General features: G+C 54.5%; 21 protein-coding genes. 6 read left to right on the top strand and 15 right to left on the bottom strand.

Annotation, left to right across the window (positions count from 1 at the left end):
• Nucleotides 1-14 precede the first annotated feature (14 nt).
• The 4 genes from phnE (I2123_RS08700) to phnC form a co-directional block, all read right to left on the bottom strand.
• Nucleotides 15-941 (bottom strand): phosphonate ABC transporter, permease protein PhnE, encoded by a 927-nt coding sequence (gene phnE, locus I2123_RS08700; protein WP_213052215.1) that lies wholly within the window; start codon nucleotides 939-941, stop codon nucleotides 15-17.
• The gene (gene phnE / locus I2123_RS08695; protein WP_112167018.1) at nucleotides 941-1,804 is read right to left on the bottom strand and encodes a phosphonate ABC transporter, permease protein PhnE; all 864 of its coding nucleotides are present in this window, start codon (nucleotides 1,802-1,804) and stop codon (nucleotides 941-943) included. Before phnE (I2123_RS08695) ends, phnE (I2123_RS08700) begins: the two co-directional genes overlap by 1 nt.
• A 161-nt stretch (nucleotides 1,805-1,965) precedes the next feature.
• The gene (phnD, locus tag I2123_RS08690) at nucleotides 1,966-2,898 is read right to left on the bottom strand and encodes a phosphonate ABC transporter substrate-binding protein (RefSeq protein ID WP_112167016.1); all 933 of its coding nucleotides are present in this window, start codon (nucleotides 2,896-2,898) and stop codon (nucleotides 1,966-1,968) included.
• 68 nt (nucleotides 2,899-2,966) lie between these two features.
• Nucleotides 2,967-3,803, bottom strand: coding sequence for a phosphonate ABC transporter ATP-binding protein (phnC, locus tag I2123_RS08685; RefSeq protein ID WP_213052214.1), 837 nt, complete (start codon nucleotides 3,801-3,803; stop codon nucleotides 2,967-2,969).
• 162 nt (nucleotides 3,804-3,965) lie between these two features.
• On the opposite strand from phnC, the gene dld reads away from it, so the two are divergent.
• Nucleotides 3,966-5,657, top strand: a complete 1,692-nt coding sequence (gene dld / locus I2123_RS08680; RefSeq protein ID WP_213052486.1) for a D-lactate dehydrogenase — start codon at nucleotides 3,966-3,968, stop codon at nucleotides 5,655-5,657.
• 77 nt (nucleotides 5,658-5,734) lie between these two features.
• On the opposite strand, the gene I2123_RS08675 is transcribed toward dld, so the two are convergent.
• From I2123_RS08675 to I2123_RS08655, 5 genes are all read right to left on the bottom strand, one after another.
• Nucleotides 5,735-6,325 (bottom strand): Yip1 family protein, encoded by a 591-nt coding sequence (locus tag I2123_RS08675; protein ID WP_213052213.1) that lies wholly within the window; start codon nucleotides 6,323-6,325, stop codon nucleotides 5,735-5,737.
• Between the two features lie 193 nt (nucleotides 6,326-6,518).
• Nucleotides 6,519-7,085: a hypothetical protein gene (locus tag I2123_RS08670; RefSeq protein ID WP_213052212.1), complete on the bottom strand. Its 567-nt coding sequence runs from the start codon at nucleotides 7,083-7,085 to the stop codon at nucleotides 6,519-6,521.
• 222 nt (nucleotides 7,086-7,307) lie between these two features.
• Nucleotides 7,308-8,618 carry a c-type cytochrome gene (locus I2123_RS08665; protein ID WP_213052211.1) on the bottom strand — a complete coding sequence of 437 codons (1,311 nt, stop codon included), beginning with the start codon at nucleotides 8,616-8,618 and terminating at the stop codon, nucleotides 7,308-7,310.
• Between the two features lie 2 nt (nucleotides 8,619-8,620).
• Nucleotides 8,621-10,393 (bottom strand): GMC family oxidoreductase, encoded by a 1,773-nt coding sequence (locus I2123_RS08660; protein WP_112167006.1) that lies wholly within the window; start codon nucleotides 10,391-10,393, stop codon nucleotides 8,621-8,623.
• 54 nt (nucleotides 10,394-10,447) lie between these two features.
• On the bottom strand, nucleotides 10,448-11,167 hold the full coding sequence (locus I2123_RS08655; protein ID WP_213052210.1) for a gluconate 2-dehydrogenase subunit 3 family protein: 720 nt from the start codon (nucleotides 11,165-11,167) through the stop codon (nucleotides 10,448-10,450).
• Between the two features lie 270 nt (nucleotides 11,168-11,437).
• Here I2123_RS08655 and I2123_RS08650 point away from each other — a divergent pair, with 270 nt between their 5' ends.
• On the top strand, nucleotides 11,438-12,079 hold the full coding sequence (locus I2123_RS08650) for an aspartate/glutamate racemase family protein (protein WP_112167002.1): 642 nt from the start codon (nucleotides 11,438-11,440) through the stop codon (nucleotides 12,077-12,079).
• Nucleotides 12,080-12,190: 111 nt separating this feature from the next.
• Nucleotides 12,191-12,274 carry a small membrane protein YohP gene (locus I2123_RS25860; RefSeq protein WP_019105993.1) on the top strand — a complete coding sequence of 28 codons (84 nt, stop codon included), beginning with the start codon at nucleotides 12,191-12,193 and terminating at the stop codon, nucleotides 12,272-12,274.
• An 85-nt stretch (nucleotides 12,275-12,359) separates the two neighbouring features.
• Here the strand turns inward: I2123_RS25860 and pbpG are convergent, their stop codons facing one another.
• Together pbpG and I2123_RS08640 are read right to left on the bottom strand one after the other, a co-directional pair.
• Nucleotides 12,360-13,298 carry a D-alanyl-D-alanine endopeptidase gene (gene pbpG / locus I2123_RS08645; RefSeq protein ID WP_213052209.1) on the bottom strand — a complete coding sequence of 313 codons (939 nt, stop codon included), beginning with the start codon at nucleotides 13,296-13,298 and terminating at the stop codon, nucleotides 12,360-12,362.
• A gap of 189 nt (nucleotides 13,299-13,487) precedes the next feature.
• A complete protein-coding gene (locus tag I2123_RS08640; RefSeq protein ID WP_112166999.1) occupies nucleotides 13,488-14,438 on the bottom strand; it encodes an MBL fold metallo-hydrolase in 951 nt (316 codons plus the stop codon).
• 88 nt (nucleotides 14,439-14,526) lie between these two features.
• On the opposite strand from I2123_RS08640, the gene I2123_RS08635 reads away from it, so the two are divergent.
• Complete coding sequence (locus I2123_RS08635; protein ID WP_213052485.1) at nucleotides 14,527-15,471, top strand: LysR family transcriptional regulator; 945 nt, start codon at nucleotides 14,527-14,529, stop codon at nucleotides 15,469-15,471.
• Between the two features lie 31 nt (nucleotides 15,472-15,502).
• On the opposite strand, the gene I2123_RS08630 is transcribed toward I2123_RS08635, so the two are convergent.
• From I2123_RS08630 to I2123_RS08620, 3 genes are read right to left on the bottom strand one after another with little or no spacing between them, the layout of a single operon-like run.
• Nucleotides 15,503-15,928, bottom strand: coding sequence for a VOC family protein (locus I2123_RS08630; RefSeq protein WP_112166995.1), 426 nt, complete (start codon nucleotides 15,926-15,928; stop codon nucleotides 15,503-15,505).
• Between the two features lie 51 nt (nucleotides 15,929-15,979).
• A complete protein-coding gene (gene dusC, locus I2123_RS08625) occupies nucleotides 15,980-16,909 on the bottom strand; it encodes a tRNA dihydrouridine(16) synthase DusC (RefSeq protein ID WP_112166993.1) in 930 nt (309 codons plus the stop codon).
• Between the two features lie 58 nt (nucleotides 16,910-16,967).
• The gene (locus tag I2123_RS08620; protein WP_213052208.1) at nucleotides 16,968-18,413 is read right to left on the bottom strand and encodes an MFS transporter; all 1,446 of its coding nucleotides are present in this window, start codon (nucleotides 18,411-18,413) and stop codon (nucleotides 16,968-16,970) included.
• Between the two features lie 120 nt (nucleotides 18,414-18,533).
• Here I2123_RS08620 and I2123_RS08615 point away from each other — a divergent pair, with 120 nt between their 5' ends.
• Complete coding sequence (locus tag I2123_RS08615; RefSeq protein ID WP_112166989.1) at nucleotides 18,534-19,190, top strand: helix-turn-helix transcriptional regulator; 657 nt, start codon at nucleotides 18,534-18,536, stop codon at nucleotides 19,188-19,190.
• A 56-nt stretch (nucleotides 19,191-19,246) separates the two neighbouring features.
• Here I2123_RS08615 and rhlE read toward each other — a convergent pair whose 3' ends face one another.
• Nucleotides 19,247-20,644, bottom strand: a complete 1,398-nt coding sequence (gene rhlE, locus I2123_RS08610) for an ATP-dependent RNA helicase RhlE (RefSeq protein WP_213052207.1) — start codon at nucleotides 20,642-20,644, stop codon at nucleotides 19,247-19,249.
• A gap of 378 nt (nucleotides 20,645-21,022) precedes the next feature.
• Between rhlE and mdtG the strand changes: the two genes are divergently transcribed.
• The gene (gene mdtG / locus I2123_RS08605) at nucleotides 21,023-22,228 is read left to right on the top strand and encodes a multidrug efflux MFS transporter MdtG (RefSeq protein WP_213052206.1); all 1,206 of its coding nucleotides are present in this window, start codon (nucleotides 21,023-21,025) and stop codon (nucleotides 22,226-22,228) included.
• Nucleotides 22,229-22,230 lie beyond the last annotated feature (2 nt).

The raw sequence follows: 22,230 nt of genomic DNA, 5'->3' as shown, positions 1-22,230 counted from the left end.
TTACTTTCTATTGTTCACTCAGGCCGGTAAAGCTCGACCGGCGTTTTCGATTTGCGTTCTTCTGGCTCGAACAAATTAATTTCTTCGCCGTGAATGTATTTTGCCCGCAGCATCGCGGAGATCTTATCCATGGTCATCACGATCACGACCAGAATCAACGTGATAAACATCACCACATCCCAATTCCACAACCGCATGTTCTCCGCGTACACCAGACCAATCCCTCCCGCGCCGACAAAACCGAGCACAGCCGCTGAACGGGTATTGGACTCAATCTGATACAGCGAAAGCGCGAGAAATGTCGGGAAGGACTGGGTGAAGATGCCGAAACGATGGGTTTGCAGCGGCGATGCGCCCAGCGCCCGCAGGCCGCGGCTCGGCGAGCGCTCAACGGCTTCATGACCCTCGGCAAACAGCTTGCCGAGCAGCCCTAAATCCTGCATCACAATTGCCAGCACGCCCGCCAGCGGCCCCATGCCGACGGCGCGGACAAAAATCAGCCCCCAGATCGCCATATCCAGCCCGCGCAAAACGTCCAAAAGTCGGCGGATAATCAGCGAAACGGGTTTCAGCAGCGGCGTTGACATGACGTTGCGCGCAGCCAGAAATGACAGCGGCAACGCCAGGAAAGACGCGGTGATGGTTCCGGCAAATACGATCGCCAGCGTAATGGCAATCTGCGAAAAGTAGTATTTAAAAGGCCATTCGGACACGTTATGCCATACGAACATGCGCAGGAAATAGCGCCCGACTTCACGGGTGCCGCGCACCATATCGTGCCACGGAATGCCGAAATAGCTGAAGAAGTAGACGTAATACAGCGCGATACCAATGGCCAGTATCGCCAGATAACGCAGATAGCGGCGCTGTGCGGCAAACAGGTGCGCGTGCTGCTGTTTCAGGCTGTTGACGATATGAGGTTCGAGCGCGTCGGTCAGCATCAGAAAGTGCCCTCCACCACGCGTTTGCGCAGTTTGCCTGAAAGATAATCCATCGCCGACACCACCAGAATAATCAGCAGCAAGGTCATGCTGACCTGATCGTAACGATCGAGTTTAATAGACGTCATCAGTTCCTGCCCGATGCCGCCGGCACCCACCAGCCCGAGGATAGTCGACTGGCGGAAATTAATTTCCAGTCGCATAAAACTGTAAGACAGAAAAATCGGTTTGACCTGGGGCCACATAGCAAAGCGCATCCGCTGGAGCCGCCCCGCGCCGCAAGCACGCAGTCCGCGCACCGGTTTGTCCGAGGCAGTTTCAATGGATTCGTAGAACAGCTTGGTGAGGCTGCCGACGGTGTGTAACGTGAGCGCGATAAAGCCCGGAATAGCCCCGACGCCAAACGCCATCACGCACATTACCGCCCAGGCCAGCTCCGGCATGGTGCGCAAGAATGCGACAAAGGTGCGGATACTGAATTTCAGCCATTTTGGGGAATCGGTATTATTAGCCGCGAGAAAGGCCAGCAGTACAGCCAGCGCGGTGGATAAAATTGTCGAGGAAAGCGCCAGCTGAATAGTTTCCCAAATCAGCGGCAGCTGAATATTTAGCCTGTAGCCCCAATAGGCGAACGAACCTTCCGTATGCCCGTCGGCGAATAATAAAGACCAGTGCAATACCGGCACCGTTTCGCGAATATAATCTAAGAAACTCGGTGCAGAGACAATAATGGTTTTAAGATTCAGTTCGGAAACATTGCCAGACCACAGATATAAGATCAGCATAATCCCGGACCAGATCAGCGCTTCCCGCTTTTGCTTACCGCGTATCTGTTGATAATAACGATTAAAGTCTTTATTCAAAATAATATTTCCGGTTAACAGATTATCATTATTCCTCCCCTGCGAAGGGGAAAATCAGGAGGAGGTATTAAAAACAACAATAATGATAAAAGTATTTGTTTTCTGAAGCGCCATTAATACCCCACTCCATCCCTCCCCTTTGCAGGGGAGGGAGATAAGGCTTAACGACCGCCTTTCGTCAGTTCGCGTTTCATATCAATAATCTGCTGATATTCCGCCAGTGACGTTTCACCGATATGCTGTTTACCGCCGACTGCTTTAACGAAGCAGGCGTGGTCTTCTTTATCCAATTTCTTAATGGCAGAGACCAGTTTGGCTTTAAAGGCAGGTGGCAGATCGCTGCGCACTAAAATCGGGCCGTTAGGGATCAGCGGTGATTCCCAGATAATACGGATTTTCTTCATCAGATCCGGATGGTCCATGCGGATCATGCGGTTGAATGCGCCGGAGGTATAACCGGTTTCACGATCGCCTATCATTGATGCCCAGGTCACCGCACCTTCGAACTGGCCGTTAAGCACGCCCAGGATATCCTGCTCATGGCCGCCGGAGAAGGTCACGCTGGAGAAGAAGTTGTTATATTTGTTGTCAGTGGTGCCGCCAAATTCTTTCTTGAAAGTCTGGTTCGGGATCAGGTAACCGGAAGTAGAATCCGGGTCAGCGAAGCCGAATGATTTACCTTTCAGGTCAGACAATTTCTGGTAAGGACTGTCGGCTTTAACGACAACAACGGAATGATAACCGCGGGATTTGTCCGTGTCGTCGATAACAATACCGACCAGGTCTACGGCTTTCGGGTTATTAATATAGACAGAGGCGAAAGACGAAGGTGACATGCTTAATACCATATCCACTTTCTTCCCTAATAGCCCCTGAATAACACCGGAGTAATCAGAGGAATTACGCAGTTTGGTATCGACATTTAATTCTTTATCGAAGAAATCTTTGACGCACTGATTATCACCGATTTGCTGAGTGGCATTTTGGCCACCCAAAATACCCATATTTAATTCTTTCGGTGCCTCTTCTGCCATGCTGTGCATTGCGGTAAAAGAACCTGCTACAAAGACTGCCAGACGTAATAACTTCTTCATGTAATGGTGACCTTGTGTAGATTGAGAGAAAGTAGAAATAAGGACTGCAAAATGAATAACGTTATATTTTAACTGTTCACCGCTTCGTGCTCTTCACCGTATAACTGATGCAGGATCCCGTCAGTTAACTGATCCGGATGACCATCGAAAATAATCTGCCCTTTGGCAATGCCAATGACGCGGGTGCAATAATCTTTCACCAGTTCGACTGAATGCAAATTCACCATTACCGCGATTTTTTCTTCGCTGACTTTCTTCAGCGCATTCATGATGCGCAGGGTATTTTTCGGATCGAGCGAGGCGACGGGCTCATCGGCCAGCAGAATTTTCGGGTTTTGCATCAGCGCACGGCAAATCGCCACGCGCTGCATCTGACCGCCGGAAAGGTTTTCCGCCCGCTGTAACGCATGCGGCAACATGTGTAACCATTCGAGCAGTGAAATCGCGCGGGCGCGGTCTTCGTCGTCGAACTGGTTAAAGAAAGATTTGAACGTGGATGTATGGCTGAGACGCCCGAGCAGTACGTTGGTCAGCACATCAAGACGCGGTACAAGACAGAAATCCTGAAAAATCATGCCGCAGCCTGAGCGCCAGCGGCGCAGCGCTTTACCGGTCAGCCCCGCCAGTTCCTGCTGTTCACCGTTTTCGTAATGACACACCACACTGCCGTCAGTTAACGGAATGGTACCGTTGAGGACGTGCAACAGCGTGGATTTCCCCGCGCCGGAACGGCCAATGACCGCGACAAATTCACCGGCATGGAGATCAAAATTAATGTCATTCAGTACGCGCTGACCGGATTTATAGGATTTCACCAGACCTTTGACGTCGAGTACTTTGTTCAGATGCTGCGGTCCGGCCTGAGGATATTCAGCCTGTGCCAGCTTAAGTTGTGCCTGCGCCATGATGCTGTCTCTCGGTTGCTTTCATTATCTGGCGTTCATTAAGCGCGAGTTTTATGACACATCAATGACGATTTAATGGACAGCGCGTGACAAAAAGAGACGAGATTAAGTCTATGATGGGAGGGGCGCCAAATGCGCATCACGTCAAAAAAGGAAGATGAAATGGATAATCAGACACTCATCGCCGCATTGAAAGAGATTGCCGGCAGCCGCCATGTTCTCACCGGAGACAGTAACACCGAGCGCTACCGAAAAGGTTTTCGCTCAGGCGGCGGTAAAGCGCTGGCGGTGGTTTTCCCGCAAACGTTGCTGCAGCAGTGGCAACTACTGAAGGCCTGCATCGCCGCGGACAAAATTGTCATTATGCAGGCTGCTAATACCGGTCTCACCGAGGGCTCAACGCCCAGCGGTGAGGATTACGATCGCGATATTGTGATTTTCAGCACCCTGAAGCTGGATCAGATCCAGTTGCTCGACGGCGGCCATCAGGTTGTAGGTTTCCCTGGCAGCACGCTCTACAAACTGGAAAAAATGCTCAAGCCGTATCACCGCGAACCGCACTCGGTGATCGGTTCTTCGTGCATTGGTGCGTCTGTCGTCGGCGGGATCTGCAATAACTCGGGCGGTTCGCTGGTTAAGCGCGGCCCTGCGTATACCGAAATGGCGCTTTATGCACAGATCGATGAGCACGGCGAACTGCGGCTGATTAATCATCTGGGCATTAATCTGGGCAACACGCCGGAAGAGATCCTTAACCGTCTGGAAAGAGCCGACTATCACGAGGCCGACATTCAGCACGATCAGCGGCTGGCATCCGATCACGATTATGCAGAACGCGTGCGCGAAGTGGATGCCGATACGCCATCACGCTTTAACGCCGATGAGCGCCGGTTGTTTGAGGCCTCAGGCTGTGCCGGAAGGCTGGCAGTATTTGCAGTGCGTCTGGACACTTTCCCGGCCGAATCCCAGCAGCAAGTGTTTTATATCGGCACCAACGACACCGCCGTCCTGACCGAACTGCGCCGTCAAATCCTGCGTGATTTCACCAATCTGCCGGTGGCGGGCGAATATATGCATCGCGATATTTTTGACATCACCGAAGTCTACGGCAAAGACACGTTCATGATGATCGACAAACTCGGCACCGATAAAATGCCGGATATGTTTACCGCCAAAGGCAAGTTTGACGCGCACATCAGCAAAGTCCCTTTCCTGCCGAAAAACTTCAGTGACCGCGTGATGCAGTGCCTGAGCAAGGCCCTGCCCAATCATCTCCCGCCACGTATGAAACAGTACCGCGACCGCTTCGAACATCATCTGTTGCTGAAAATGTCCGGTCCAGGCATCGATGAAGCGCTCAGTTTTCTCACCCGTTTCTTCAGCGATGGTCAGGGGGATTTCTTTATCTGTTCTGCCGACGAAGGCAAGAAAGCGTTCCTGCACCGCTTTGCCGCAGCCGGTGCTGCCGTGCGTTATCACGCTGTGCATGAAAAAGAGGTGGAAGATATTCTGGCATTGGACATCGCACTGCGCCGCAACGACCGCGACTGGTTTGAGACGTTGCCGGAGGAGATTGACAATCAGCTGGTGGCAAAACTCTATTACGGGCATTTCATGTGCCACGTTTTCCATCAGGATTACATCGTCAAAAAAGGCGCTGACAGCAAAGCCCTGAAACACCGGATGTTAGAACTGCTTGATGCCAAAGGGGCGGAATATCCCGCCGAGCACAACGTCGGGCATCTCTATCTGGCGAAACCTCATCTGAAGGAATTCTACCGGCAGGCCGATCCGACCAACAGCTTCAATCCGGGGATCGGCAAAACCAGTAAACTCAGAAACTGGCGGGAGTAATTCGCTGGCAGGAATTGCATTACTTTTCTCCCTCCCCTGCGAAGGGGAGGGAGAAAAACGACTTCATCTGCTAAAAGTTAAAATAACTTCGTTCCATAACCCCACATCAATACCGTCAGCGCGAGCAATAATTCGAGAACCAGAACCCCCATCGCCAGCGTTGAGCTGGAGAACAGGAAGCCTTCACGGCGGTCAATATTGAGGAAGTTAGGAATGCCCAGATACAGCAGATAACCGCTGTAACACAGGCCGATAATCCCAACGAACAGGCATAACCAGACCATCGGATACAGCGCGACAATACCGCTGAGGAACATCGGTGTGGCAACGTAGCCGGCGAACACGATACAACTATTTAGTGTCGGGCGGCTGTCATAGCGACGCGCCATCCAGTAGATAATCCGCCCCATCAGAGCGACAGCGCCGAGCATCAGAACATAAAAAATAACGGCGATATAAGATGCGGTGAACATGGAAACCAGCAGTTTCTGTCCGTCACCGAAATTCCAGCCAAGCTGTGTTGTACCAATAAAGGAACAGACAACCGGGATAAGTGCCATCAGAAGCACATGGTGTGAATACACATGTGAAACGGTTTCCCGTTCACGCTGGATTTGTTGCAGTTCGGGACCCGGATGGGACATCAGCCCCCAGACATGATTAACCATGAAACACCCCCTTGTACGCCGAAAGCCGCCTGCGGCGTGCGAAGATAAGCCTTCGGTAATGCCCGGATATCTTGTCTCGCAGGGGCACAGAGAAGGTGGCGACCTGTCTATATTATAGCCGTTATTGAAGACTCTGCTGATACAGCCAATCCCCCACGCAGAAGGATTGGCCATTTTCGGGCCTGTGAGAAATTTAATGGATGTAACGGGCTGCGGTAAACGTGACGCCCACCAACACCACCATAAGACTGACAATCCACTGGATCACCCGAATTAAACTCTGATTTTGCTTCATCGCGTTTTCAGCAAATATCGCGGGGATTTTTGTCACGGCTACGTCAAGAGCATTGAACCTTTCATCCATTCTGGCGAAACGCTGATCGATCTTCTCGAAACGTTGATCAATCTTCTCGAAACGTTGATCGATTTTTTCAAAGCGCGCCTCCACACGAACATTCATCTCCGTCACCACTTCCTTGATATGACATACCTGTTGTTCAAGCTTTCCAACGCGCAGATTAGTGTCGGTGACGACGTCAGTCAGCTGACCGAGCTGCTGTTCGACCTTCCCCATTCTGTGATTCAGGCTGGCGATTTCCTCGCCGTGTTTGATCCCTTGTTTTTCGATATTATTGATCTGGTTTTGCATTAACTTTCTCCTTTGCATTTTTCCCTTAGGTTCTTCCGGACAGACTGGCGCGCCAGGCAAATAGAGCATCGAATTGACGGGCGAGATATCCATTGTTCTGAGTTGGTACATGCGTTGTTATCCTTCACGTAAATTTCCCTGTTCAGACATCCTTAATCTGCTTGCAGTTTGCACTGTACAAAAACCCACCTCAAATCAATTTATTGCTCGTTTAAGACACGAATATTTATGTATCTATACCTGCGAAACTTGCATTGACCAAACCAATAAATATCAAATAAAAGAGCCCCTTACGGGGCTCTGTTACAGCTTCAGTTTAACGGTGAAAGTAGTTTAGTGATGCTGCGGGTTCTGCAACGCCATTGCACCGCCCTGAGTTTTACGCGCCTGCGTAACCTCTTCCTCACTGACGGCCGGAGCCTGGTTGCCCCACGCGTTACGGATGTAGGTACTCACATCCGCCATCTGCCTGTCGGTCAGTTTCCAGCCAAATTCAGGCATGTCGGCACTGGTCGGATTGCTGGCCGTTGCCGCTCCCTGCCCGCCGTTCATCAGTACGTGCAGGATGTTGGTCGGTGCGCTGGCTTGCACCCCGTTGTTACCCTTCAGCGCCGGTACCATGTTGCGTACGCCTTCACCGGAATTCTGGTGACAGGCCGCGCAGTTATCCGCGTAGAGGGCCTTGCCACTGGCCATCGCCGGGCTGACCGCCAGCGGCGTCGACGCATCTTTGCTGCCAGGTAAACTTTTCAGGTAAACCGCAATGCCGTGCAGATCGGCATCCGACAGATGCTGAAGCGAGTTGGTCACCGCTTCGGCCATCGGCCCGGAAGCCACGGTGCGAGCGTTAGCCCCGGTTTTCAGGTACTGAACCACCTCCTCTGTTCCCCAGTCGCCGATGCCCTGACGGGTATTGCCGGTAATTTCCGGGGCGAACCAGCCCTGCAATTCACCGCCCTGCAAATGCACACCAAAATTATCGCCGCCCAACGGATTTTTCGCCGTGTGACACGACGTACAATGCCCCAGCCCTTCCACCAGATACGCGCCACGATTCCACTCCGCCGACTGAGCCGGATCCGCTTTAAACGGTGCGGTATCGAGGAACAACAGGTTCCAGCCGAACATCATCAGGCGAATGTTATACGGGAACGGCAGGTCAGTTTTCGGGCCATCGTAATGCACCGCTGGCACCTGGTCCAGGTAGGCTTTAATGTCTTTCAGATCCTGATCGCTGACTTTGGCGTAAACGTTGTAAGGCATTGCCGGATAGAGATTTTCGCCGTTGATGCCCTTACCATTTCGCACTGCATTAATAAACTGCTGATCGGTCCACCCACCGATACCGGTTTCTTTATCCGGTGTGATGTTGGTGGCGTAAATCGTGCCAAATGGCGTGTTCAGGCCGTAACCACCGGCGAAAGGTTTACCGCCGCCCGGCGCGGTATGACAGGCAACGCAGTCACCCGCGAGCGCCAGATATTTACCCCGTTCGATAGCGGTTTTACCGGTCATCGCCGCCGCAGCCGGTGCCTGAAATTCTCCGGACTGAATCGAATTGTGGCCGATTTTGTAACCGACAAAACCCAGACCGCCAAGGGCGACCACGCCCACAAGAACCGCTAATTTTTTCTTCACGCTCATGATTAAACCCTCACCAGCGGACCCGGAGATTTCAGATACTGGGTTTTGATGGCTTCCGCAGCCCACAGCGTCAGCGCGCCCACAGTACCGGTCGGGTTGTATCCGCCGTTATTGGCGAAGGCCGATGCACCACACACAAAGACGTTATGCACATCCCAGCTTTGCAGATAGCGGTTTACGGCACTGGTTTTTGGATTGTCGCCCATGCACGCACCCCCGGTGGTGTGCGAAGAAAGGTTGTCCATCGGCGAAAACGGTTTTGCCGTCGGTTCCTGACGCACAACTGTTTTCGCGCCCATCGCGTGAGCAATTTCTTCCGAACGGTCGGCCATAAATTTGCCGGAGCGTTTATCGTTTTCGATCCAGTCGAAGGTCACACGCAGCAACGGCTGGCCGTGGCGGTCCTTATAGTCCGGATCGAGATCGAGGAACACGTCGCGGTGCGGGTAACTGTTCCCCATGCAATAAACGTTGTTGTAGTTCTGATAGCTGTGTTTGACCGCTTTTTTCCAGTCTGCACCCCAGCGCGGCGTGCCCGGCGGTACGTTATTGGAATAGCCAATCGGACGACCATTGGTGGAATGCACCAGCGCCACGCCACCGCCGATGAAATCGTGACCGGTGTGATCAAAGTTGTCGCCGTTGAAATCGTCAATGGCCTGCGACAATGCACCGGCACCGATGAACGGATTCATCATTTCATCTTCGAAGAAGAAACCCGCGCCGGACACGGTCTGATAGGCATAGTTACGCCCCACCACGCCTTCGCCGGTTTTATGATCGTAAGGCTGACCAATGCCGGAAAGCAGCATCAGACGCACGTTGTCCATCTGGTAAGCAGAAATCACCACGATATCCGCCGGTTGCTCCCACACCACGCCGTCGCTGCCGATGAAGGTCACGCCGGTGGCGGTTTTGCCGTCGGCGGCTTTATTGACGCGCAGGACTTCGGATTCCGTGATCACCGTGAAGTTAGGGCGCTGCATGACCGCAGGCAAAATGCAGGCATTCGGGCTGCTCTTCGACCAGTTACCGCAGCCGAAGAACTCGCAGTAGCCGCAGTAGGTGCACGGCGCCATATTCACTCCCAGCGGGTTGGTATACGCGCCGGAAGTGTTGCCCGCAGGTACGGCAAACGGGTGATAGCCCATCTCACGAGTGGCTTTATCGAAAATCATCGACAGCTCGGTGCGCTTGAGCGGCGGCAGCGGATAATCGCGGCTGCGCGGGCCTTCGAACACGTTACCGCCTTCGATCTTCTGCCCTTTGATATTGCCCGCTTTACCGGATGTCCCGGCGTAACGTTCAAATTTGTCGTAGAAAGGTTCGATGTCGTCATAGGTAACGCCCCAGTCCTGCACCTGCATTCCGTCGAGGAATTTCTCTTTGCCGTAGCGCTCCACCGTCTGGCTGTAGCTCTGGAAATCGTACGGCAGAAAACGCCAGGTCATGCCGTTCCAGTGGGTGCCCGCGCCGCCGACGTTCATGCCGAACTGATAGGTGTTGAATTCGCGCAGCGGCAGCGCCTGCTGGATAGGATTGTTACGAAACGTCAGGGTTTCAACCGCCGTCGGCTGCATGATCGCGCGGCGGCTGACGAAACGCAGCTCGTCAGTATCAATGGTGGTCGGGAAATCATTACTGGTGTCTCGCCAAGAGCCACGCTCAATCGCCACGACATTCAGCCCCGCCAGCGTCAGCTCATTCGCCATCAGCGATCCGGCCCATCCGAGGCCGACGATCACTGCATCGACCTTCTCACGTTTATTGCTCATCTTTCTTGTGCTCCTGAGGATCTAAAAATGCCCGTGCCGTTTACGGACGGCTTTTTATGATTTTTCGTTTCGGGTCAGCATACTGACGGGTTCGATGTGGAGATCTTCGCCACGACGGTCGATCACATCGCGGAAGTCATATTTCGCACCGGGAAAACCCAGCATCTTCCAGCTCGCCATGTCCTTGTTGCCGCCGTAAAGCGGATCGGAGAAGAACCCTTCGCGCATGTTTTGCACCAGCATGTTAAAGAACAGCTGACCGTTTATGCCGCTGAGCGGGATTTCGCCGGACTCGATGCGGCGCAGTAAATCATCCTGCTCAACGCCGCTCAGTTCAGTGAAGTTTTTTCCGCTGTTGCGAGCTTTGGCGACGTCATTCAGTGCCGCCAGACCGAGTTTGTAGCGCTCGGCAGGTGTGTCTTTATACTGCGGTCCCGCCTGTGGCAGACCATCCTGAATCACCGGCCCGAGACGGTAGGTCGTCACCGCGTTGCCGTAATCGCCACTCAGCTGGCGGTCAAGAAACACCGCGCAACCGGCCTCTTTACCGCCGATGCTCAGCTCATCGGCTGGAATGATACGGTCAGCCAGGGTTTCAATCAGGCTGACCTCATCCGGCGTGAAGAAGGTCCATTCCCCTGCAACGACGGGTTCTGGCGGGCGTACCGAGTGAACTATCCACGGCATACCGCCGGAAAAGATTTTGGCTTTGACCTTCAGCGCGGTGCTGAACAACAGCACGGCCATCGAGGTCAGAAAATGTCTGCGTTTCACGATAATTCTCCTTGTTAACGCACTGTGGCGGGGCGTACCCACAAAAGGGACGTGGGCTTTGAATATGTGACGGAGATTATACGAAGATGTTAGATGAAAGTAAGATATTTCGAACCGCATGGTTCATATTTTATTTGATGAATATCAATGCATTATGATTTTCGTAGTGAGTTAGCACACTAAGTAACAAATATTTACAGGCAAAACGCCCTCCCCAACACCTCAACAAACCGTTAACGTAAGGGCGAAGACTTTCCCCCGGAGGCCACCATGCGCATCACCTGTTTACACACGGCAGACAGCAATATTGCCGTTTTCGACAACGCCGCCCGCCAGCTGGGGCTTATGCATCATGAAATTACGCATCTCTCGCGCCCCGATTTACTCGCCGCAGCGGAACGTGCCGGAGGGCTGACGGCTGAACTGCGCCAGCAGACAGCGGAGTTGCTGGTGAATCTGGCGGCAAACGCCGACCGGGTATTGCTGACCTGCTCGACGCTCGGCGCGGCGGCTACGCTGGCCAACGAAAGCAGCGCCGCGCCGGTCTTGCGCGTGGATCAGGCGCTGGCGGCACAGGCGATGCAGACGCCGGGAAACATCGTGGTGCTCTGTGCAGTGGAAACCACGCTCAGCCCAACACGCACGCTGTTTGAGCAGGCAGAAAAGCATCCGCAGGCGGCCCTTGAGGTGCGTCTGGTAAACGGCGCGTGGGAGAAATTCAAACAGGGAAATCTGGCGGGATATTTACAGACCGTTGCCGCCGCCGCTGACGCGGCTTATCGTCAGGGCGCAAACTGCGTGGTATTGGCGCAGGCGTCGATGGCCGGTGCCGCAGAGCTGACACAAACCGGCGTGCCGCTGACCAGCCCGGCATGTGGCCTGCGCGCAGTAGTTGCCAAACCGGAGGCATAAGTTGCAGGCATCGGGCAGGCGAAAATCACAAGAGTGTCTATACTCAAGGTGAAATATCATTGGCTTAGCTGCGCGGGTCGGTGAAGGCTTAGAGTGAATTAAGGAAAAAATATGAAAATTATTCTGTGGATTATCGCCATTATCTTTATCGTCGGCTTACTGACCCTGACAGGGGTGTTTAAACTGATTTTCTGATTGTTGCGTCTGAAAAACTTTCCCTGCATAAATGAAAAGTCCGGCCTCTGCGCCGGACTTTTTCGTTTTGATAATGAACCGCGAACTAGTCCTGCGCTTCTTCCATGCTTGGCTGGGTTTTCTGCTGATCTTTCTGCTTACGGTAATTTTTCGCAATCTGCGGAACAGGCACGGTTTTGCCGGTTTCCATCCAGGTGCGCAGACGGTTGGCATCCGCAAAGGCGGTGAATTTCCCGAAGGCGTCCATCACGACCAGTGTCACCGGTTTGCCGTTAATGGTGGCGCGCATCGCCAGACAGTGTCCGGCGTCATCGGTATAGCCAGTCTTGGTCAACTGAATGCTCCACGACGGGTTCATGATCAGATGATTGGTATTTCGAAACGGCAAGGCATAAGCAGGATGGCTGAACACCGCAGTTTTTTCCGAAGTGGTGCTCAGTTCGCCAATCAGCGGATAACGCTGGGAGGCCAGCAGCAGACGGGTCAAATCACGTGCCGTCGAAACGTTGCGCGGCGACAAACCGGTCGGTTCGACGTAGCGGGTACGTGTCATCCCCAGAGATTTGGCCTTGGCATTCATGGCCTTAATGAACGCTGAATATCCGCCCGGATAATGCGCAGCCAGGCTGGCCGCCGCACGATTTTCTGAGGACATTAACGCCAGCTGGATCATCTGACGGCGGGTAATTTCACTGTTGAGTTTCACACGGGAGAACACGCCGCGCATTTCAGGTGTATTACTGATATCGATATTGATGACTTCATCCAGCGGCAGCTTCGCATCCAGCGTTACCATGGCGGTCATCAGTTTGGTCAGGGAGGCAATCGGCCTCACCTCATCAGGATTTCGGGAGTAAATCACTTCGTGGCTTTTAAGATCCACTACCATAGCACTGCCGGAAGCAATTTGAACAATCGGGGCGACAGCCTGCTCTTGCCTGGCAGCAAAGGCGGCGGGGGCAGACAACATGCCGGTGTTTAACGCGAGTAAGCTCAGAACTAGAAGACGGATTTTCACATGCATTGCTCTGTATTTAAGAAAGTTGTCATAAATTCATGTCGAAACAGCCGCCGAATTATAAGTTAGGTGAATAGTCTTAGCACTCGCAATTTGCATATGTATTTGTCACAAAGTCTGTCACACAAGCCCCGCAGACTCGGGTTTGGCGAGTAAGCGAGCACTTGCGTGACGAAGAAAGCCATACTCAGAAATTTACAGCGCCGGTTTCAGCTGACGGCTGTAATTGGCTGCTGCCCAGCGATATCCCTCCACTTCTTTTTTCACATGACCGAATCCCGGAAAGGCAATGTGTGCGGCCGCAATCCAGTAGCCCTGCTGCGCGGCGTCAGCGAGTACCCGCTCACGCGTTTTCACTGCCTGTGCCTGATCGACATCGAAGTGGATCGCCACTCTCGGCTCCGGCATTTGTACCGCTTCGGCGTGAATAATATCCCCCCAGAACACCATTTTCTGCCCGTCGCTTTCGAGCACATACAGCACGCTGCCCGGCGTATGCCCGGCGGCCGGTAGCGCCTGAATATCAGCGGTGATGCGCGACGGCGCTGTAAACGCCTGCACCAGACCGGCTTTGATCGCCGGTTCCATCGTCTGCTGTGATTCTTTAAAGGTGTGGCGCTGACTCTCTTCGACGTCATTCATATGTGCCGGATTGAGCCAGAAATCGACATCTTTCTTTTCGACAAACACTTTGGCGTTAGGAAACGACGGTTTTCCTTTGAGCGACACGCCGCCGGAGTGATCGGCGTGAATATGGGTCAGCAGGACTTTATCGATACTTTCCGGCGGATAGCCCGCCGCACGCAGATTCTCAATCAGATGGCCGCCTTTGTCGCCGAACAACTCTCCTGCGCCGGTATCAATCAAAACTCGCTCTTTACCGTTGTTTACGACAAAAGCATTGATGGAGGTTTCCGCATCCGGTGTCATGGAGGCTTCCGCCATGCGCTGCGTGAGTGCTTCAGGGGTAATATTCGTGAGCAATTTCTTGAGCGGCACCACCACGGTGCCATCGGATACCGCCGTGACTTCCACCTTTCCGACCATCATGCGGTAATAGCCGGGTGCCTGTTGATAGGTAAATCCGTCAGCGAATGCGCTGGCGCTGAGGGAAAGCAAACTGAAGAGGAAGAGTGCCGTTTTCATAATGTATTCTCCGAAGGTATCGCCTTGATTGACGCTTGCCCGCAGTATCCTGCCAACGTTATTATCAATCCAATTGATTGGAGTGATGATGACTATCAGAGAAAATGATTTTAACCGCATCGACCTGAATTTGCTGGTGGTGCTGGTGGTGTTATTTCGCGAACGCAGCGTCTCGCTGGCGGCGGAAAAACTGCATCTTGGCCAGCCTGCCGTCAGCGGTGCGCTGGCACGCCTGCGGGAAATGTTTGATGATCCGCTGTTTGTCCGCTCGGCGCGGGAAATGACGCCGACCCCGCGCGCACAAGCGCTGATGGAGAGCCTGCTCCCGTTGATGGAAAGCCTGCAGACCACACTTTTCCAGTCACCGGCATTTGACCCGGCCACCGCCAATCATACGTTCACACTCGGTATGGCCGACTGGATTGAAATGTGGCTGATGCCAGATCTTCTGGCACAGCTGCGCAGGATTGCGCCGGGCTTGCGCATTAACGTGGTCGCTACCGATCCATTTGCCGATACCGCACGGCTGGAGAAAGATGACCTGGATCTGGCGCTGTCGGTGGCGAAAGAGCGCCCCGCCTGGTTGCATCATCAAACGCTGACGACAATGGAATTTCGCGCCGTCTGGCACCCCAATCAGTTAGCGCTGACGTCACCGCTGACGCTGGACGAGTACATCCGTCCGGAGCATTTGCTGGTGACCTATCGATCGGCGACCACCAGCCAGCTGGATGAGAAACTGGCGCAAGTAGGCTTGCAGCGCTCGGTTCGCTACACCTCGCCCCACTTTTCTTCCCTGCCCTTTATTCTGCACACCACCCCCGCCATCACTACCGTTCCCGCCGGTCTGGCCGCCAGCTGGCTGAACTATTACGATCTTCGCGTCAGCGTGCTGCCGCTGGAACTGCCCGCGTTTGATGTCTCGCTGCTTTGGCACCGTCGCCGTGAAAAAGACCCGGCGCTGCAATGGCTGATCGGGGTGATTTGTGAACAGGTGAAGGCGTCAGAAAAGGATAAAAAAAGGGAAGCTTAAACCAGCTCCCCTGTGAATCTGCGACTGTGATTTACTGATTTTCAATCAGGTAACCGATCTCCTGCCCGTACGAAAGTTCGAGCGTATTGCCGTCGGGGTCATCGAGAAAAGCCCAGTAGCCGACGGGTGCGCCGGAGTCGGTGGGTTCCTGACGCAGAACGCCTGCGGTGCGGGCTTCGGCCAGTTTGGCGTCCATCGCTTCTTTCGAGGCGCAGGCCACGCCGAGGTGGCCGAACGGGCCGAGTTGGGTATCTCTGGTTTCAGGGTCTTCGGCAAGAACGATGGCGAAATGGCGGGTCATGTCACTCAGCCACGCGACGGGTCTGGCGCCCGTGCCCCGCTCTCCTCGCCGGTGGATGACTTTCATGTTGGCGAATTGCTGATAAAACGCGATGCTGGCATCAAGATTTTTAACGGCAAATGCAATATGGCTCAGGCCGATATCGTTGTTTTCCATGATACTTCTCCATTTTTAAGCGTTGCAGCGTGGAGAAGTCAGGGAGGGAAATCACCGGTTAATGCGTTCGGCGATGTCCTTCGACGTATTCAACACGCGCACTTCAGTAAATAACTCTGTCGCTTCGGCGTACTCTTTACGCAAATAGCCCAGCCACTGTTTGATGCGAGCGACGTGATACAAACCGGTATCGCCCTGCTTTTCCAGACGGGTGTACTTCTGCAAAAGCGTCATTACTTCCGGCCACGGCATCCGCGGTGCGTTGTACTTCACCATCCGGCTGAGATTGGGAATATTCAGCGCGCCGCGCCCGAGCATCACCGCATCACACCCGGTAATTTGCATGCAGGCCTGCGCACTGGCGTAATCCCAGATTTCACCGTTGGCGATCACCGGAATGCTCAGACGCTGACGGATTTCGCCAATCGCCTGCCAGTTAATCCGCTCCGCCTTATAGCCGTCTTCTTTGGTGCGCCCATGCACGGCAAGCTCCGTCGCGCCGGCCTGTTGCACCGCATCGGCAATCTCAAAACTGCGATCGAGAGAATCCCAGCCCAGACGCACTTTCACCGTCACCGGCAGATGCGCGGGCACGGCGGCGCGCATGGCTTTAGCCCCCTGATAAATCAGCTCCGGATCTTTAAGTAATGTCGCGCCACCGCCGCTGCCGTTGACCATTTTCGACGGACAACCGCAGTTGAGATCAACGCCGTAAGAACCCAGTTCGACGGCGCGGGCGGCATTTTCGGCCAGCCATTCGGGATATTGCCCGAGCAGCTGCACGCGAACCCGTGTTCCGGAAGGCGTACGGCTGTCGTGATGTAATTCGGGGCACAGGCGATGGAAGACTTTGGCGGGCAGCAGTTGATCGACCACACGCACAAACTCAGTGATGCACAAATCGTAGTCGTTCACTTCGGTCAGAAGTTCACGAACCAGGGGATCAAGCACACCTTCCATCGGAGCCAGTAATACGCGCATTGCAGTTCAACCCTTAAAAATGACGCGCAAGAGTACCGCAAGGCCCGTCTTCCGGCAATTACCCCTGTGACAAATCACGGCTTAATGGCTTTTGGTTGGCACGTTGCGACTGACGCGCTTTCACCGAACGCCACGCAATCCACATTGCCAGGAAGGCCGGGATGGCAAACAGCAGGAACATCCAGAACGCGGCGCTCGACGCACCGGCATCCCCCTGATTTACCCCGGCAAAGTTCGCCACGGTGCCCGCTAAAGCGGCGCCCAGTGCGGCGGCAAAGGATTGCACCACGGTAATCGACGCCCCGGCTTTTTCGCGGTCTTCTTCCGGAGCCTGTTGCAGCACGCGGGTCAGCAGATGCGGCCAGCCGAGGCCGATTCCGAAACCGGCAAGCGTCAGCCCGAGCACCACGCCGCTGATGTTCAGCCACGGCATCCCGAAAGCGACCGGCACGGTAAACAGCAGTAACAGCAGACCGGCGGCGAGGATCAGCGGCCCGAAAACAATGGCATTGTCCGCGCGACGGCCCGTCCAGCCGGAGCTGGCAACTTCGCTGAGCGTCCAGCCCGCGGCGGCGGCGGCCGTAATGTATCCGGCGGCCAGTGGCGTCTGACCATGCAGATGTTGCAGCAGATAAGGAACAAACAGCTCACAGCCGAGGCCGATAATCAGCAGCGTCATCACCAGATATAAACCGTACAGCGGCGATGACGTCCGCAGCGCATTACGCGGCAGCAGGCGTACATCGGCGGTAAATTCGCGATGACGTAAAATCAGCATCATCACTACTGCAATCCCAAAACCGAGCAGATTGACAAGACCGGAGGTGGACAAACTTCCCGCCGAGACCACCAGCACCGCACCGGTCAGCAACGCCAGTTGCATCAACGGCAGCGGCTCTTCCGGCTGCTTGTCGCGCTGGGATTTAGGCAGGAGACGCCAGACCCAAAAGCAGAAGAATGCGGTGACGGGCACCAGTAAACCGAACGCCCAGCGCCACGCATGAAGTTCGGCGAAGATACCGCCAACAGCCGGGCCTACCAGCGTCGCGATACCCCACATCGCCGAAATCAGCGCCATGGCACGCGGCCAGAGCGATTCTTTAAACAGCAGATTGATCATCGCGTAGGAAAGCGCAAACAGGAACCCGCCGCCCAGCCCCTGCAATGCCCGCCCGAGCAGCAGCACCGGCATACTTGGCGCCGCAGTACAAATGGCGGCACCGGCAATGAAAATAGCCGCGGCGGTGAGGTAGCTGCCGCGCGGTCCGGCGCTGCGCATCAGCCGTGCAGAAAGCGCGGAGCCAAGAATGGAACAGACCACGTACAACGTGGTGTTCCACGCATACCACGCCAGTCCGCCGATATCCTGCACCACCGACGGCAAAATTGTGATCACGATGTAACTGTTAGTGGCATATAGCGCGACACCGGCGCTCAGGGTGATCGCACTCCCCCGGTTTTCCGCGTTGAATAAATCCTTCCACCCGCTCTGACTTTCCGACATTTCTCTTCATCCCTTTGGTTTGTTCTTTCTACGCATTGAAGCATGTTGTGGTTATGGTATGATTAAAACAAGAAATAACTTGGAATATATTTTACGTAATCTAGAACCCGGCGAGGCAATATGTCAAGCAGTGACTTGGAAAATAACCATGATGTCAGACAAAGCGTCGCTGAACGTATTCTGACGTTGCTCAAAACCCGCGGGCAATTGCAGGCCAGCGACGCCGGTCATCTGCTGGGCACCACCGGCGAGGCGGCACGTCAGCAGTTTGTGAAGCTGGCGAAAGAAGGTCTGGTGGAAGCCAAATCAGTGTCACAGGGCGTCGGACGACCGGCACAATTCTGGCAGCTTACCCCGCAGGGCCACGCGCACTTCCCCGATGCGCATGCCGATCTGACTGTACAGCTCTTACAACTGATCCGCACTTCTTTGGGGGATTCGGCGCTGGAACAACTCATCATCTCACGGGAAAGCCTGACGCTGGAAAATTACCGGCAGGCCATGACGGGAGCTGATTCGCTGGAAGAACGGCTGCAAAGGTTGACGGAAATCCGCACCCGCGAAGGTTATATGGCTGACTGGAAAGCACAGGAGGACGGCAGCTATCTGCTGGTGGAAAACCACTGCCCGATTTGTGCGGCGGCAGCGACCTGCCAGGGCTTCTGCCGTGCGGAACGCGATGTGTTCAGCAATGTGCTGGATGCCCGCGTTGAACGCACCGAGCACATTTTGCAGGGCGCGCGCCGCTGCGCTTATGTCATCAGTCTTGAACCGTAAAAATTAGGCGAAAAAAAACCGCCGGTAAAGGCGGTTTAGTCTGGGACCGGGGGAGCTTACTTGTTGCCGCTGCCCGCAGGACCGCTGCGACGCTGGCCTGCATGAGCAGGTCGCGCGCGGGCTGGACGGTTTTCACCGGTACCACGGTTTTCAGAAGTCCCGCTGCGCGCTGCACTGCTGCCGCCCGGACGCGGAGCGCCAGAACGTGGAGCACCGGTGCGCGGTGCGCCCGGACGCTGGCCCTGACGTGGAGCACCACGACCGCCGCCGCCGCTACCCTGACGACCATTGATAATAGGTTCTGCTTTGATGCTTGGATCTGGCTCGTAACCCGGCAATGCAACGCGTGGAATTTCACGCTTAAGCAGACGCTCGATGTCACGCAGCAGTTTGTGTTCATCTACGCACACCAGAGAAACCGCTTCACCGGTCGCTTCTGCACGGCCAGTACGGCCGATACGGTGAACGTAATCTTCCGGTACGTTTGGCAGTTCGTAGTTCACGACGTGCGGCAGCATATCGATATCCAGACCGCGCGCGGCAATATCGGTCGCAACCAGTACGCGGACTGAACCGGCTTTGAAATCGGCCAGTGCACGGGTACGCGCGCCCTGACTTTTATTGCCGTGAATAGCGGCGGCGGTGATGCCGTCTTTATTCAGCTGCTCAGCCAGATGGTTCGCGCCGTGTTTGGTACGGTTGAACACCAGCACCTGTTTCCAGTCGCCTTCACCGATCATCTGGGACAGCAGTTCTCTTTTACGTTTTTTATCAACAAAGTGAACGGTCTGATCAATTTGCTCAGACGCGGTGTTGCGACGCGCGACTTCCACAGAAGCCGGGTTAGTCAGCAACTTGCTCGCCAGACCTTTGATCTCATCAGAGAAGGTCGCGGAGAACAGCAGATTCTGACGCTTGGCAGGCAGTTTCGCCAGCACGCGACGGATGTCGTGGATGAAGCCCATGTCGAGCATGCGGTCAGCTTCATCAAGCACTAAAATTTCAACCTGGGATAAATCAACAGCACGCTGATGTTCCAGATCAAGCAAACGGCCAGGCGTTGCGATCAGGACATCCACACCACCGCGCAGTTTCAACATCTGCGGGTTGATGCTCACACCGCCAAACACCACCATCGAACGTAAGGTCAGGTACTTGCTGTAAGCCTGAACGTTTTCGCCGATTTGTGCCGCAAGTTCGCGGGTTGGGGTCAGGATCAGCGCACGAACCGGGCGACGTCCTTTGAATTGCGCATTGGTATGGCTGAGCATATTCAGCAGCGGCAGGGTAAAACCAGCGGTTTTACCGGTACCGGTCTGCGCGCTCGCCATCAGGTCACGACCTTGCAACACGACAGGGATTGCCTGGCGTTGGATAGGCGTAGGTTCGCGATAGCCCTGTTCTTCAACAGCACGCAAAATTTCGGCACTTAAGCCGAGGGAATCAAATGACATATAAGGAAAAGCTCCAGTCCACTCTAACCCGAACGGGGTTCGGTGCAGTTTCAAGAGTGGATGATCAGACGAGGCAAATGAGGCATTACCACGAGGATTCGGCACAAACTGCAGTGCGCCAGTTGGGGCGATAATAGCACAGAACGCCGCTACGCGTGAAATTATCTCCTGTTGCCCTGTAACCAGTGATGACAATCACAGACGTGGGCGAAAAATTGTGACCGGATAATCTGCGGTCATAGTCCGAAACCTTGATACAGGATAATCAATTATAAACCTGATCAATACGTTCCCACTTTTTGCGTCCCACTGTGTAGATTCGCTTGCTATGCTTGCGGCAGCTCCCTCTTCACTCCATTAAGGCCATACCGCAGCGACATGGAAACCTGGAAAATCAATTTAATCTCCGTCTGGCTGGGGTGTTTTTTCACCGGCATGGCGATGAGTCAAATCCTGCCTTTTTTACCTCTTTATATCGAACAGCTGGGCGTCACCGACCACGCATCACTCAGTTTGTGGTCCGGTCTGGTCTTTAGCGGCACATTTCTGGTTTCCGCCATTGTCGCGCCGTTATGGGGCAGCCTCGCGGATCGCAAAGGCCGCAAGTTAATGCTGCTGCGCGCGGCGCTCGGCATGGCGATCGTCATGATGTTACAAGGCTTTGCCACCAACGTCTGGCAGCTGTTCATTCTGCGCACGCTGATGGGATTAACCTCTGGTTATATCCCGAATGCCATGGCGCTGGTTGCCTCGCAGGTGCCGCGTGATAAAAGCGGCTGGGCGCTCGGCACGCTCTCGACCGGTCAGGTGTCAGGCGTAATCATCGGCCCGCTGCTGGGCGGGTTCATGGCCGATCATCTCGGCTTGCGCACGGTGTTTTTCGTCACCAGCGGTATGTTATTTATCAGCTTCCTCATCACTTTATTTCTGATCAAAGAGCGCGTGGTACCCGTCACCAAAGCCAACCGGCTCAGCGGCAAAGCGGTTTTCACTACGCTGCCCTATCCGTGGCTTATCGTCAGCCTGTTCGTGACCACCATGATGATTCAGCTGGCCAATGGATCCATCAGCCCGATCCTTACACTGTTCATCCGCGAACTCTCTTCGGACACCAGTAATATCGCCTTTATCAGCGGTGTGATCGCCGCCGTACCGGGTGTCTCGGCGCTCATGGCTGCGCCGAAACTCGGCAAGCTCGGCGACCGCATCGGTGCACACCGTATCCTCATCGCCGCACTGGTCTTTTGCTTCATCCTGTTCTGTCTGATGGCGCTCATCAACACCCCGACCCAGCTCGGCATCCTGCGTTTCATGCTCGGTTTCGGCGATGGTGCGCTTATGCCTGCCGTGCAGGCATTGCTGGTGAAATACAGCAGCGATCAGGTCACAGGCCGGATATTTGGTTACAACCAGTCGTTTATGTATCTCGGCAATGTCATCGGGCCATTGATAGGCTCAAGCGCCTCGGCGATGCTGGGGTTCCGCTGGGTGTTTATCGTCACGGCGATACTGGTGTTGTTTAACACGGTGCAGGTGTGGTGGAGTTTCCGGCAGGTACCGACGGGGAGAGTGAGGATACCGTAGGA

Source organism: Rahnella inusitata, from assembly GCF_018288855.1.
In the GTDB taxonomy this organism is placed as follows: Bacteria; Pseudomonadota; Gammaproteobacteria; order Enterobacterales; family Enterobacteriaceae; genus Rahnella; species Rahnella inusitata.
This window is presented reverse-complemented; position numbering and strand designations above follow the sequence as displayed.

Excerpts from the sequence above, each read along its gene's own strand:
- phnE (WP_213052215.1), bottom strand. The coding sequence starts at position 941 with ATGCTGACCGACGCGCTCGAACCTCATATCGTCAACAGCCTGAAACAG.
- phnD (WP_112167016.1), bottom strand. The coding sequence starts at position 2,898 with ATGAAGAAGTTATTACGTCTGGCAGTCTTTGTAGCAGGTTCTTTTACC.
- phnC (WP_213052214.1), bottom strand. The coding sequence starts at position 3,803 with ATGGCGCAGGCACAACTTAAGCTGGCACAGGCTGAATATCCTCAGGCC.
- dld (WP_213052486.1), top strand. The coding sequence starts at position 3,966 with ATGGATAATCAGACACTCATCGCCGCATTGAAAGAGATTGCCGGCAGC.
- I2123_RS08675 (WP_213052213.1), bottom strand. The coding sequence starts at position 6,325 with ATGGTTAATCATGTCTGGGGGCTGATGTCCCATCCGGGTCCCGAACTG.
- I2123_RS08670 (WP_213052212.1), bottom strand. The coding sequence starts at position 7,085 with ATGTACCAACTCAGAACAATGGATATCTCGCCCGTCAATTCGATGCTC.
- I2123_RS08665 (WP_213052211.1), bottom strand. The coding sequence starts at position 8,618 with ATGAGCGTGAAGAAAAAATTAGCGGTTCTTGTGGGCGTGGTCGCCCTT.
- I2123_RS08660 (WP_112167006.1), bottom strand. The coding sequence starts at position 10,393 with ATGAGCAATAAACGTGAGAAGGTCGATGCAGTGATCGTCGGCCTCGGA.
- I2123_RS08650 (WP_112167002.1), top strand. The coding sequence starts at position 11,438 with ATGCGCATCACCTGTTTACACACGGCAGACAGCAATATTGCCGTTTTC.
- I2123_RS25860 (WP_019105993.1), top strand. The coding sequence starts at position 12,191 with ATGAAAATTATTCTGTGGATTATCGCCATTATCTTTATCGTCGGCTTA.
- pbpG (WP_213052209.1), bottom strand. The coding sequence starts at position 13,298 with ATGCATGTGAAAATCCGTCTTCTAGTTCTGAGCTTACTCGCGTTAAAC.
- I2123_RS08640 (WP_112166999.1), bottom strand. The coding sequence starts at position 14,438 with ATGAAAACGGCACTCTTCCTCTTCAGTTTGCTTTCCCTCAGCGCCAGC.
- I2123_RS08635 (WP_213052485.1), top strand. The coding sequence starts at position 14,527 with ATGACTATCAGAGAAAATGATTTTAACCGCATCGACCTGAATTTGCTG.
- I2123_RS08630 (WP_112166995.1), bottom strand. The coding sequence starts at position 15,928 with ATGGAAAACAACGATATCGGCCTGAGCCATATTGCATTTGCCGTTAAA.
- dusC (WP_112166993.1), bottom strand. The coding sequence starts at position 16,909 with ATGCGCGTATTACTGGCTCCGATGGAAGGTGTGCTTGATCCCCTGGTT.
- I2123_RS08620 (WP_213052208.1), bottom strand. The coding sequence starts at position 18,413 with ATGTCGGAAAGTCAGAGCGGGTGGAAGGATTTATTCAACGCGGAAAAC.
- I2123_RS08615 (WP_112166989.1), top strand. The coding sequence starts at position 18,534 with ATGTCAAGCAGTGACTTGGAAAATAACCATGATGTCAGACAAAGCGTC.
- rhlE (WP_213052207.1), bottom strand. The coding sequence starts at position 20,644 with ATGTCATTTGATTCCCTCGGCTTAAGTGCCGAAATTTTGCGTGCTGTT.
- mdtG (WP_213052206.1), top strand. The coding sequence starts at position 21,023 with ATGGAAACCTGGAAAATCAATTTAATCTCCGTCTGGCTGGGGTGTTTT.